The organism is Brevundimonas intermedia (assembly GCF_027922165.1).
In the GTDB taxonomy this organism is placed as follows: Bacteria; Pseudomonadota; Alphaproteobacteria; order Caulobacterales; family Caulobacteraceae; genus Brevundimonas; species Brevundimonas intermedia.
In genome coordinates, this window is sequence record NZ_BSFD01000004.1 from 99,534 (window position 1) to 111,293 (window position 11,760).

The 11,760-nt window shown below is 68.5% G+C and carries 13 protein-coding genes and 1 riboswitch; of the genes, 7 read left to right on the forward strand and 6 right to left on the reverse strand.

Annotation, left to right across the window (positions count from 1 at the left end; all coding sequences use genetic code 11):
• Window positions 1–23: 23 nt before the first annotated feature.
• Together PKE72_RS08625 and PKE72_RS08630 are read right to left on the reverse strand one after the other, a co-directional pair.
• Window positions 24–467 (reverse strand): OmpA family protein, encoded by a 444-nt coding sequence (locus PKE72_RS08625; protein WP_271164972.1) that lies wholly within the window; start codon window positions 465–467, stop codon window positions 24–26.
• A 102-nt stretch (window positions 468–569) separates the two neighbouring features.
• On the reverse strand, window positions 570–911 hold the full coding sequence (locus tag PKE72_RS08630) for a YMGG-like glycine zipper-containing protein (RefSeq protein WP_271164973.1): 342 nt from the start codon (window positions 909–911) through the stop codon (window positions 570–572).
• Window positions 912–1,060: 149 nt separating this feature from the next.
• Between PKE72_RS08630 and PKE72_RS08635 the strand changes: the two genes are divergently transcribed.
• The 3 genes from PKE72_RS08635 to PKE72_RS08645 are packed head-to-tail and all read left to right on the forward strand — an operon-like array spanning window position 1,061 to window position 3,248.
• Window positions 1,061–1,396, forward strand: a complete 336-nt coding sequence (locus PKE72_RS08635) for a hypothetical protein (RefSeq protein WP_271164974.1) — start codon at window positions 1,061–1,063, stop codon at window positions 1,394–1,396.
• A gap of 44 nt (window positions 1,397–1,440) precedes the next feature.
• Window positions 1,441–2,397, forward strand: a complete 957-nt coding sequence (locus PKE72_RS08640) for a diacylglycerol/lipid kinase family protein (RefSeq protein WP_271164975.1) — start codon at window positions 1,441–1,443, stop codon at window positions 2,395–2,397.
• Entirely contained in the window at window positions 2,397–3,248 is an 852-nt protein-coding gene (locus tag PKE72_RS08645) for a metallophosphoesterase family protein (RefSeq protein ID WP_271164976.1), read from the forward strand. The genes PKE72_RS08640 and PKE72_RS08645 overlap by 1 nt, the downstream gene beginning before the upstream one ends.
• 83 nt (window positions 3,249–3,331) lie before the next feature.
• On the opposite strand, the gene PKE72_RS08650 is transcribed toward PKE72_RS08645, so the two are convergent.
• From PKE72_RS08650 to PKE72_RS08660, 3 genes are all read right to left on the reverse strand, one after another.
• Complete coding sequence (locus PKE72_RS08650) at window positions 3,332–3,511, reverse strand: DUF1328 domain-containing protein (protein WP_008262305.1); 180 nt, start codon at window positions 3,509–3,511, stop codon at window positions 3,332–3,334.
• A 111-nt stretch (window positions 3,512–3,622) separates the two neighbouring features.
• Window positions 3,623–4,036, reverse strand: coding sequence for a hypothetical protein (locus PKE72_RS08655; RefSeq protein ID WP_271164977.1), 414 nt, complete (start codon window positions 4,034–4,036; stop codon window positions 3,623–3,625).
• Window positions 4,036–4,380 (reverse strand): glycine zipper domain-containing protein, encoded by a 345-nt coding sequence (locus tag PKE72_RS08660; RefSeq protein WP_271164978.1) that lies wholly within the window; start codon window positions 4,378–4,380, stop codon window positions 4,036–4,038. Before PKE72_RS08660 ends, PKE72_RS08655 begins: the two co-directional genes overlap by 1 nt.
• A 147-nt stretch (window positions 4,381–4,527) precedes the next feature.
• Between PKE72_RS08660 and PKE72_RS08665 the strand changes: the two genes are divergently transcribed.
• The 3 genes from PKE72_RS08665 to PKE72_RS08675 all read left to right on the forward strand — a co-directional run bounded on the left by PKE72_RS08665 (window position 4,528) and on the right by PKE72_RS08675 (window position 6,820).
• Window positions 4,528–5,181 (forward strand): fumarylacetoacetate hydrolase family protein, encoded by a 654-nt coding sequence (locus PKE72_RS08665; RefSeq protein WP_271164979.1) that lies wholly within the window; start codon window positions 4,528–4,530, stop codon window positions 5,179–5,181.
• Window positions 5,181–5,816 carry a maleylacetoacetate isomerase gene (gene maiA / locus PKE72_RS08670; RefSeq protein WP_271164980.1) on the forward strand — a complete coding sequence of 212 codons (636 nt, stop codon included), beginning with the start codon at window positions 5,181–5,183 and terminating at the stop codon, window positions 5,814–5,816. The genes PKE72_RS08665 and maiA overlap by 1 nt, the downstream gene beginning before the upstream one ends.
• An 83-nt stretch (window positions 5,817–5,899) precedes the next feature.
• On the forward strand, window positions 5,900–6,820 hold the full coding sequence (locus PKE72_RS08675; protein WP_271164981.1) for an aldo/keto reductase: 921 nt from the start codon (window positions 5,900–5,902) through the stop codon (window positions 6,818–6,820).
• Here the strand turns inward: PKE72_RS08675 and PKE72_RS08680 are convergent.
• Window positions 6,804–8,618, reverse strand: a complete 1,815-nt coding sequence (locus PKE72_RS08680) for a TonB-dependent receptor plug domain-containing protein (protein WP_271164982.1) — start codon at window positions 8,616–8,618, stop codon at window positions 6,804–6,806. The genes PKE72_RS08675 and PKE72_RS08680 overlap by 17 nt on opposite strands.
• A gap of 149 nt (window positions 8,619–8,767) precedes the next feature.
• Window positions 8,768–8,950, reverse strand: a riboswitch (cobalamin riboswitch).
• A gap of 76 nt (window positions 8,951–9,026) precedes the next feature.
• Here PKE72_RS08680 and mutS point away from each other — a divergent pair.
• Window positions 9,027–11,729, forward strand: coding sequence for a DNA mismatch repair protein MutS (gene mutS / locus PKE72_RS08685; RefSeq protein WP_271164983.1), 2,703 nt, complete (start codon window positions 9,027–9,029; stop codon window positions 11,727–11,729).
• Window positions 11,730–11,760: the final 31 nt, after the last annotated feature.

Consider the following 11,760-nt stretch of genomic DNA (forward strand, 5'->3'; position numbering starts at 1 on the left):
GTATTCAGTCGCCGCGCCGGCCCCTATCGGCGCGGTCGGGCGTCCACCACCACCTCGGTGCGGCGACGCAAGGGCTCGGCGGCGCCGCCCGCCGTCGTCGCGCCCGCGTCGCCTGCCGCCGCCACTTCAAACGCCGGAGCCGGTAGGCCCGCAGCGCTCAGAGCCTCGGCCACGGTCCGGGCGCGACGTTGCGAAAGGCTCAGATTGGCCTCGCTCGCCCCTGTCGCATCGGCCAGGCCGAGCACCTGGACACTGCGCACCTCGCAGGTCCGCAGCACGCCGGCCGCCGCATTGATGGCCTGGCCGGCCGCATCGGTCAGCCGCGCCTCGTTTTCGCGGAAATAGATGTCGAACCGCACAGGCATGCAGGGCGAACCGCTGGTCACGATCTCATCCCGCCGCATCGGCGTCGCACAGGCCCCGAGCGCCAACGCCCCGGCCAAGGCTGCAATTCCAAAATTATTCATGCCCATCCCATTCCCCTCAAATGAAAGGGCGGCCCGCCCATGACGAACCGCCCTTCTGAAACCCGATCAACCCGACAGGACCAGCCCGCCGAGCTTGGTCGATCAGTAACGGCGTTGGCCGTTGTCCCAGTAGCATTCGTCCTGGCGGTTATCGTAGCAGTAGTAGGTGCGACCTTGGCTGTCGCGGTAACGCTGCTGGTTGTTGCGGTCCTGGGCCGAGCCGCGGATCGCGCCGGCTGCGCCGCCCAGGGCGCCGCCGATGAGGGCGCCGGTGGCCGCGTTGCCGCCGCCGACATTGTTGCCGATGACAGCGCCTGCGACGGCGCCGAGGCCGGCGCCGATGGCGCCCTGGCGGACCGTCTGGTTCGAATTGCCGTAAGGGTCGCTGGCGCAGGCCGAGGCCAGAAGGCCGGCCCCGGCGATCGCGATGATGGCCTTGTTCATGATAAAATCCTCTATCTGGGTTCGCCCCGAAGGCGAGAACGCTGGAATACGGCTCCGGTTCCCGTGTCTATCGTTGTTCTGCAGAAGGCGTTAAGCTTCATTTTCGGGCCTGGCTCGATCGCGTGGGGGAAATTATGCGGTTTTCAAAGATGGTGCGCGCTGTTGACGGCGCCGAAGGTCCGCTCTGGACGCGGCGCAAGAAGAAAAAAGCCTCGGCCGCCCCGCTGATCAATGTGCTGGTGACGCTGCTGGCCCTGATCGGCGTCTTGACCCTGGTGCTGTCGATCAAGGAACGGTCGGTCGAGGCCGCAGGCCGGATGGTGGACGGCTGGATCGCAACCGGCTGGACCGAAGCCCGGAAACTGGCGGGGCGCGCTCCTGAGGCCGCCGATGTCGCAGCCGACAAGGCAGGCCAGGCCGCGACCAAGACCGGCGATGCGCTCGAGACGGGCGCGGCGACCGCCCGCGACGAACTGAAGCAATAGCCAAGCTTTAGGGAACGGGCGCGCGCGCCGAGCGTTTGGGCGCCATGACCGATATCGTCAGTCCCGAACCCGAGGCCGGCATCGGCCAACCGCAGGGCGCGCCCTTGCACGTCCTGACGCCTCATGCGCCGCTGAAACGGGTGGTCATGCTGGTCAATCCTTTGTCCGGCAGCGTGGGCCCGCGCGCCGCCGCCGAGGCGGAGGCGACGCTGGCGGACTATGATCTGGAAAGCCAGGTGGTGGTCCTGGACGGCGGCAATTTCGATCAGGCCATCGCCGAGGCCTTCGCGGCGTCGGCGGACGTCATCTTCGTCCTGGCGGGCGACGGAACGGCGCGGTCGGTGGCGTCGAAGGCGAAGCCGAACGGGCCGATGATCGCCCCCCTGCCGGGCGGGACGATGAACATGCTCCCCAAAGCCCTTTACGGCACGGCCGACTGGAAGCTGGCGCTACGCCGCGCCCTGGAAGAGGGCGCGCCCCAGGTCGTCTCGGGCGGCGAGGTCGAGGGCGAATATTTCTATTGCGCGGCCATACTGGGGTCGCCGGCCCTGTGGGCGCCGGCGCGCGAGGCTATGCGGACCGGCAAGGTCAAACTGGCCTGGGCCTATGCGCGGCGGGCGCTGAAACGGGCCTTCACCGGTCGGTTGAGGTTCAGTCTGGACGGCGGCCCCCGACGCCGGGCCGAGGCCCTGGTGCTGATCAGCCCGATGATCTCCAAGGCCATGGAAGAGCCGAACGGGCTGGAGGCGGCGGCGATGGACCCGTCCGACGCCAGCCAGGCCTTCCGTCTGGCCGCCAACGCCCTGTTCAGCGACTGGCGCCATGATCCGGCGGTTTCGACCCGCGCCGCCAAACGGATCGATGTTCGAGCCCGCTCCCGGATACCGGCCGTGATAGACGGCGAACCCGTTCTGCTGAAATCCGAGGCGACCGTGCGATTCATACCCAAGGCGTTCCGCGCCCTCGCGCCTCGACCCCCGGCGGCCGAGGACAGTCTGTAATGGGGCGGGTTCTTCAGTTTTCCGACGTCCATTTCGGCTGTGAGCACAAGGGGGCGGTGGCGGCGGCTCTGGAATACGCCCACGCCACGACCAATGATCTGGTGCTGATCACCGGCGACATCACCCAGAAGGGCTATCCGGCCGAGTTCCGGGCGGCGGGCGAATGGATGCGGGCCATGCCCGAGCCACGCTTCGTCATCGTCGGCAATCATGACGTCCCCTATTGGAGCCCTGTCGCCCGGCTGTTCCACCCGTGGCACGCATTCGAGACGGCGACCGGTTTTCCCGCCCACGACGGCCAGTTCTGCAACGACACGGTGATGGTGCGCGGCGTCGTCACAGCGCGCGGCTGGCAGGCGCGGCCGAACTGGTCCAAGGGCGTCATCGACCTGGACCAGACCCGGCGCGCGGCCGAGGCCCTGCGTCAGGCGCCGATCGGCGCCCTGCGCATCCTCGCCTGCCATCACCCCCTGATCGAGATGATCGGCGCCCCGATGACGGGGGAGGTCAAGCGCGGAGACGAGGCGGCCCTGATCTTCGCCGAGGCGGGTGTGGATCTGATCATGACAGGGCATGTCCATGTCCCCTTCGCCCTGCCGATCGACCTGGCGGACCGGTGTTCCTACGCGGTCGGCTGCGGAACCCTGTCGCATCGCGAACGGGGGTCCCCGCCCGGGTTCAACCAGGTGGACTGGGACGACAGGACCATCACCGTCACCGCCCTGGCGTGGGATGGTCAGGCCTATAGTTCGCAGCAGATCTGGCGCCTGCCGCGCCGCCAGGACACCCGCAAGGCCGCCACCGCGCCGAGCCCCAATACGCCTGGCGCGCTGGAGAAGGCGGCGGTTTGAGATCCGCTCGTCATCAGCGGGTTTAAAATGAAAAAGGGCCGGAACTCGCGTTCCGGCCCTTTGGTCTTGTCGGATGGACGCCCCTATAATCGGGGAGCGCCGCGCCCGCGCAGTCCGCCGGCCACAAGGGCGATGACGAACAGGATGATGGCGATCACGGCGATGAATTTGGCGATCTCGAACGAGAAGTTCGCGATGCCGCCGAAGCCGAGAACGGCTGCGATCAAGGCCACGACCAGGAAGATAATTGCCCAGCGAATCATGGGTTTAGCTCTCCTGCGTTGATGTTGCCGACGGCGGCCTTGCGACCGTTCGTCCCGTCGGCAGATCAACGATCACGGACGCAGGGCGTTCCGTTGCAGGATGGATAAACCTCAGCGCCGACGGCGCCGTTTGGCGTAGCCGCCCTGGTCCATCTTGCGCTCCGCCACCATGCTGGCGACGATGGCGGCGAGCGCGGGATTGCGCAGCAGCAGGAAGGCCGCGCCCAGGCCGCCCACTGCGCCGATTATCGGGCGTTCGCGCACAATGTGGATCAGCTTGCCGACCAGACCGTCCGGCGCATCCTCCTCTTCCTCGTCGCCATCACTGTCGCCCTTCAGGAAGATCAAGGCGACGATCAGGGCGACCAAGGCGAACAGGCCGAAGGTGATGGCGGCCGCGCCCAGAGGCGTGGTGATCAGGCTGATGGCGTAGAAGACGGCCACGCCGAGAAACACCACAGCCAGGAATACGCTCGCGGCGACCACGCTGGTCGCCACGATCCGTTTGACGATGCCCTTGAACATCAGCGGTGGCGGCCGGCCAGCAGCAGGCCGAGCACGACGCCGACGCCCAGGGCGATGGCGGTCGACTGGACCGGACGTTCTTGAACGCGTTCGACGATGTAGCGTTGAGCCTCGTCCAGGCGTTCGGCGGCGTCGTCATAATATTCACGCCCGCGCACCCGGGCGGTGTCGTAATAGCCGCGCGCCTGTTCGCGCACTTCCTCGCCCTTGGCGCGCAGCTTGGCCTCGGCCTCTTCGGCCTTCTCGCGCAGGCGTTGGGTTTCCTCGCGGGCGCCGGTCTTCAGATCCTCCTTGAGGGTCTTCAGGTCGGCCTTGATGTCTTCTCTAGCCTTGGTGGTGGCCATGGTGCGCGCTCCGGTTTTCAAGCTTGGCGTTAGAATAGGGGACCCCGTTTGCGAACGCTACACCGGGGGCGAAGTTCCCGTCGATCCATAAGGCCTTATGGGCCGGTCGGCCTCGTCAGGGACGATCCGCCGCATTAGATTGCGCCCATGACCGACTTCCTGTTCGCGCCCCGCCCTGTCCCCAGCCTGCCGATCACCGGCGACGACCGGCGTTTCCCGGTCCGCCGCATCCTGTGCGTGGGCCAGAACTACGCCGCCCATGCGCGGGAAATGGGCTCAGACCCGGACAAGCAGTCGCCCTTCTTCTTTTCCAAGCCGGGCGACGCCCTGGTCTCGGACGGCGCCGATCCCGCCTATCCGTCCGCGACGGCGAATCTGCATTTCGAGGCCGAACTGGTCGCCGCCATCGGCGAGGGCGGGCGGATCGTGGGCTGGGCGGTCGGCTGCGACCTGACCCGCCGCGACCTGCAGGCCGAGGCGAAGACGGCGGGCCGTCCCTGGGACGCGGCCAAGGGGTTCGATCAGTCGGCCCCCTGCGGCGCCCTGACCCTGGGCGCCCTGCCGAACCCGGCGGGGACCATCGCCCTGACGGTCAATGGCGAGACAAGACAGTCCAGCACCCTGGACGACATGATCCTGAATCCTGAGCGGATCGTCGAAGAGGCGGGCAAGCTGTGGTCGCTTCAGGCCGGAGACCTGATCTTCACCGGCACGCCGTCGGGCGTCGGTCCGTTGACGCGCGGGGATCGGGTCGTGGTGACGATCGACGGGCTGGAGCCCCTGAGCTTCGAGATAGTCTGATGATCCTGCACGGCTATTGGCGGTCAGGCGCAAGCTATCGGGTCCGCATCGCCCTGGGACTGAAGGGCCTGACCTATGAAACGGCGGCCCATGACCTGCGCCAAGGAGAGCAAAAGGCGCCCGACTATCTGGCGCTGAACCCCCAGGGCATGGTGCCGGCGCTTCAGGACGGCGACCTTATCGTGACCCAGAGCCCCGCCATTCTGGAATGGCTGGAAGAGACCCATCCCGAACCGGCGCTGCTGCCGAAAGAAGCGACGGACCGCGCGCATGTGCGGGCCATGGCGGCCCTGATCGGGTGCGACATCCATCCGCTGAACAATCTGCGGGTGCTGAAGTCCTTGCGCGGAGACTTCGGCGCCGATCAGGCGACCGTCGACGCCTGGGCCGCGCGGTGGATCACGCCGGGATTCACGGCCCTGGAGACGTTGGTGGCGCGCCACGGCGAGGGCTGGTGCTTCGGCGACGCGCCCGGCCTGGTCGATTGCTATCTGATCCCGCAGCTCTATTCGGCGCGACGGTTCAATATGGATCTGGCCGCCTGGCCGAGGCTTCTGGCGGTCGAAACCCGCGCCTTGGCGCATCCGGCCTTTCAGGCCGCCGACCCGGACCGACAACCCGACGCCGACGCCTGATCCGGGATATCGGCGGTGGATAAGTAAGGTTCGCGTAAGGTCTTGCTCAGCCTCCCTTAAGTATTGGGGGGCAAGATAGGAATGTGACGCATTCCTCCGCCACCCCTTCGGCGCCCTCGCCCATTGATCGCCTGGCTCTCGCCGTGGTGACCGAGCCTCAGCGCCCGCTCAATTCCCTGTTGAACAGCCAGACCGGCGCGCGCGAAGACGCGATGCGCTTCCTGCTGCAGACCGGATCCGACGCCGGCGTGCGAATGATCGCGACCCGTCCCGGGGGCGACGGCGAACGCCTGCTCGGCCAGGCCTGGCCCTTCCCCTCGCCCTTCCGTGTCACGGTGCGCACCGTGTCCCTGAATGAAGGCCTGGACCGGGTCGAAGCCCGGGCGCGCCGGTCGCTGGAACGACTGGGCCTGCCGCGCGGCGAGGCCTTGCTGGTCGACAACGCGGCCGATCTGGCCGGGGCCGAAGGCCGCGCCCTGTGGGATCGTCTTCAATCCTTGAAGGATCGCGGCCTGTTCCGCAGCATCGGCTTCTGCGCCACGATCGAGGACGGGCCCGCCCTGCTGGCGCGACGTCTCGAGGCCGATGTGGTCCAGGTCTCGTGCAATCTTCTGGATCAGCGCGCGGCGGCAGAGGGGGTTCTGGACGAGCTCAAATCCGTCGGCGCCCAAGTCCATCTGGCTTCCGTCTTCGCCGGCGGCCTGCTGTTCTCGGGCGGGGACGACCTGCCCTCGCATCTGGCCAACTATGCTCAGGTCCTGTCGCGGACGCGTCGGCGTTTGGCGGAACGGCGTTGCGACCCGATGCAGGCGGCCCTGGCCTACGCCTTTTCACTGAAGGCTGTGGATCGTGTGGTGGCCAGCGTCGCCTCGGCCGCCGAGCTGCGCGCCATCCTGGCCGCCGCCCACGCGCCCAGCCCCGATCTGAACTGGTCGGAACTGGCGCTCGAGGCGCCGGCGGCCTTCGCCGCCGACGCCCGCGCGCGGATCAGTAGCGCAGCCTGACCCCGACATAGGCCGAGCGGCCGGGTTCGCCGTAGCCCAGCACCTGCTGATACTGCTCGTCGGCCAGGTTCTCGATCCGGGCCGTCAGCGTGACCTTGTCCGTCAGCTGATAAGCCGCGTTCAGATTCGCGGTGACGAAGCTTTCGCGCACGCCGCCGGAGTCATCCTGGTCGCCCTCGGCGCGGACGGTCAGGGCGCCCGAAAGCCGATCCCCCGTCCAGCCCAGGGTCGCCGAACCGGCATGTTCAGGCACGCGCAGCAGGCGGGCGCCCGTCGTGCGGTCCTCGGCGTCGGTCCAGGCATAGGCCAGGGTTAGGTCGAATCCGGCCCAGAGTTGAGCGCGGCCTTCCAGCTCGACCCCGTCGGAACGGGTCTTGGCGACATTGATGTAGCGACCGGCGGAATAGGTGATCTGGTCGTCCACGTTCAGGCGGTAGACGGTCGCGCGACCGTCGAAACGGCCATCGGCCGAGGCCCAGCCCAGTGCGATCTCGACGCTGTCAGCGGTTTCCGGCTTCAGTTCCGGCCAGGGCAGAGGCGCGTAGCAGTAGTCGCAGACGGCCTGGCTGACGGTCGGGGCCTTGAAACCCGTGCCATAGGCGCCGGACAGGATGAAGCCGCCGGCCAGATCATAGGCCGCCGAAATCCTGCCGGTGGTCTTCGAGCCGAAGTCGTCGGTGTCGTCGTAACGAAGCCCGCCGGTCAGGTTCAGGGCGCCGATGTCGTATTTGGCCACGCCGAAGACCGAGGTCGTCGCCAGATCGCGCGCCTCGCCCGAGGACAGGTCGGCCGAGGATTCCTCGCGTTCAGCGCCGAAGGCATAGGTCACGCCTCGCGCCGCGCCGTCCGCCTGCCAGCGATAGGCCTGACGGTCGCCGCTGAAGGTCGAGCCGAAGCCGCCGCTGTACGAGGTGCGTTCGATGTTGGAGGCCGAGACGCTGAACTGATGTTTCAGGCCCAGGGCCGTCAGGCTGGCGCGGCCGAATCCGGCCCATTGTTCGGACTCCTGGGTGTCGTCGGTGTCGGCCAGGGCGTAGGTCGGGGCCGGGAAGCCGTCCAGATCGGCCTCGCTCTTGGACCATCGGGCCGAGCCGTCGAACTTGACCGTGTCGGAGACGGCGTAACGTCCCTTCAGACCGACGGTGGTGTTGGTGAAGCCGTCGGCCTCTGAATTGCCGTCGGCTTCGTCGGCGGCGGAAATCCCGTCCGTGTCGAAGTGCGAGACATAGGCGCTTACGGCGTAGGTCTCATTGGCGACGCCGGCGGCCAGGCGACCGCGCACGGTGTCGAAACTGCCGGCCTCAGCCTCGGCGCGCAGGCCGTCGATCTCCTTGGTGGTGAAGGCGATCACGCCGCCGATGGCGTCAGACCCCCACAGCGACGACTGCGGGCCCGACAGGACCTCAATCCGGGCGACGTCGCCCAGGTCGAAGCCGGAAAAATCATAGGCGCCATTGATCTCGGCCGGGTCGTTGACCGAGACGCCGTCGACCAGAACCAGGGTCTTGCCCGGCGTGGCGCCGCGCATGCGGACCTGGGCGACGCCTCCAAAGGCCCCTGAACGGGTCACGGACAGCCCGGGGACGTCCGACAGGATGTCGGCGGCGAAGACGGCGCCGCGCTGTTCGATGGTGTTGGAGTCGATGACGCGTGCGCCGGGCGTGTCGGCGACGATGGCGGGCAGACGAGTGGCGGTGACGACGACGTCGTCCAGCGAAGTCGCGTCGTCGGCCGCCAGGGCGGGTGCGGCGAAGGCGGCGGCCATAGCCGCCGTAGAGAGAAGAATGGAGCGCTTCATTGAGCGGAAATCCCCGATGTCGGCTCCGCGAGTGCGCGCGAGGAACCGGTATGAGCGAGCCGATCCGCCGGGCCTGAAAGGTCCGGACGGCGCAAGATCGGGTCGCTGCGACGAGAAGTCCCCGCGCCTCTGTCTGGTCCCGGACAGCGGACGAGCGACATAGGCGGCCAGGTCTCCTGGCTTGCGGGTCATAAACCGCCGTCCTCGCCTTCCCAGTTTCCCAGTGGCGCCGAGGTGAAGAACCCCGGACGGACGACGCTCTCGCCGCCTACAGTTGCGGGCACAGCCACGGTGTCTCACCGTGTTCCCTTAACCGCCTGACGCGGCCTATCGCAGGGGCGACAAGCTTGTGCAAGGGCGGCTGAACGGGCTTGAGCGGTCGGCTGCGATCCGTCACCCTGACGGCATATGAACGCGCCCGCTTTTCCCTCCCCCGAACATTCGCCCGAAGTCGCCGCCTCACTGGAGGGGGCGACGCCGTTCATGGCGCAGTATCTGACGGCCAAGGCCGGACAGCCGGACGCCATACTCTTCTTCCGCATGGGGGATTTCTACGAGCTTTTCTTCAAGGACGCCGAGGTGGCCGCGGGCGCCCTGGGCATCACCCTGACCAAGCGGGGCAAGCACCAGGGCGAGGACATTCCCATGGCCGGGGTGCCGGTTCACGCCATGGAGGGCTATCTGGCCCGGCTGATCCGCCTGGGCCACAAGGTCGCCATCTGCGAACAGCTGGAAGATCCCGCCGAGGCCAAGAAGCGCGGCGGCAAGGCCGTGGTCCATCGCGGCGTGGTGCGGGTGGTCACGCCCGGCACCCTGACCGAGGACAGTCTGCTGGACGCGCGCGGCGCCAACCGGCTGGCGGCGGTCGCGGTGCGCAAGGGCCGGGCGGCTGTGGCGGTGGTGGAGCTGTCGTCTGGCGCCGTGGACAGCGTCGCCTGCGCGCTGGAGGATCTGGGCGCGGCCCTGGCGGCGTTTCGCCCGTCCGAGGTGCTGGTTACGGACCGGATCTATTCCGACCCGGCCACACGGGACGCCCTGGACGGGTCCGGCGGCGTGGTCCAGGCCCTGGCCAGCGCTATAGCCGAGCCACAGGCGGCGCGAGCTCGGGTCGAACGACTGTACGGCGTGGCGGCCCTGGACGGCTTCGGCGCCTTCGAGGAGGCCGAGATATCGGCCCTGGGTCTGATCGCCGCCTATCTGGAGACGACCCAGGCCGGCAAGGTCCCGGCCCTGGCCCCGCCGCGCCGGCTGGGCGAGAGCGGCTTCCTGGCCATCGACCCGGCGACGCGGACCAGTCTGGAGATCGACCGGACGCAGCGTGGCGAGCGCGAAGGCTCGCTGCTGGCCTGTATCGACCGGACCGTCACCTCGGGCGGGGCGCGGGCCCTGGCGGAACGGATCGCGCGGCCGCTGCGCGATCCGCTGGCGATCAACGAACAGCTCGACGCGGTCGAATGGCTGCTGGATCGGCGCGACCTGCGGCGCGATCTGCGCGACGGTCTGAAGGCCTCGTCGGACGTGGCGCGGGCGGTCGGGCGGCTGGCGCTGGGGCGCGGGGGACCGCGCGACCTGGCGGCGGTGCGCGTGGGCCTGTCGATTGCGGAGGGGATCGCGGGCCTGTTCATCGGCCAGGTGGATCCGATCACGGGTCAGCCGCGCCGCATCGCCCTGGCTTTGGACCGGCTGATCCTGTCGCCGGACTTGTCGCGGCTGATGGTGGACCTTGCCGAGGGCCTGGTCGACGAGCCGTCGCATCTGGCGCGCGACGGCGGCTTCGTGCGCCCCGACTATCGGCCCGAACTGGACGCCGCCCGCACCCTGCGCGACGACAGCCGCCGGGTGGTCGCCGATCTGGAGGCGCGCGCCGTCGCGGAATCCGGCGTGGCCTTCAAGGTCAAGCACAACGCCGTCCTGGGCTATTTCCTGGAAACCTCGGCCAAGGCGGCGGAAGGCCTGCTGCGGGCCGGGCCGGACAGCCCCTTCATCCACCGCCAGACCCTGGCCAGCCAGGTGCGGTTCACCACCGTCGAACTGTCGGAACTGGACGCCAAGATCAGCCAGGCCGGCCATCGCGCCCTGGCCATCGAGGCCGAGATCTTCGAGACTTGGCGGCGCGAGGTCGCCCGTCTGGCCCAGCCGCTGCAGGCGGTCGCCGAGGCCCTGGCCGAGCTCGACGCCCACGCGGCCCTGGCCGAATGGGCGCAAGACGTCGGGGGGACCCGACCGGTGGTGGACGACAGTCTGGTCTTCTCGGTCGAGGCCGGGCGGCATCCGGTAGTCGAGGCGGCGGTCAAGGCGGCCGGCGATCCCTATACCCCCAACAATGCGCGTCTGGACGGGTCCGGATCCGATTGCGCGCGCCTGGCCATCGTCACCGGGCCGAACATGGCGGGTAAGTCGACCTTCCTGCGCCAGAACGCGCTTCTGGTGATCCTGGCCCAGGCCGGGGCCTTCGTGCCGGCGCGGTCGATGCGGCTGGGCGTGGTCGACCGGTTGTTCAGCCGCGTCGGGGCCGGCGACGACCTGGCGCGGGGGCGGTCCACCTTCATGATGGAGATGGTCGAGACCGCCGCCATCCTGACCCAGGCCACGCCGCGCAGTTTCGTCGTGCTGGACGAGATCGGGCGCGGCACGGCGACCTATGACGGCCTGGCCATCGCCTGGGCCACGGCGGAGGCTCTGCACGACGTCAACCGCGCGCGCACCCTGTTCGCCACCCACTATCACGAGCTGGCCCAGTTGGAGACGCGGCTGGACCACGTCTGCAACCTGTCCATGACTGCCCGGGAATGGAACGGGGATCTGGTCTTCCTGCACGAAGCGGCGCCGGGGGCCGCGGACCGATCCTATGGCGTGCAGGTGGCCAAGCTGGCCGGGGTGCCGCTGGCGGTCGTCGCGCGAGCTAAATCGGTGCTCGAGCGACTGGAAGGCGAGAAGGCCGCGACAGCGCGACTGGACGACCTGCCCTTGTTCGCCGTGGCCGAGCCGGAGCCGGTGCGCGGCCCTTCGCAGGTGGAGGCGGCCTTGCAGGCGGTGGACCCCGACGCCCTGACGCCGCGCGATGCGCTGGAGACCCTCTACAGGCTGAGGGGCCTGCTCCCTTCCGGGTAAGGGTTCATACCTATCGGTTCCAAATCTTAAC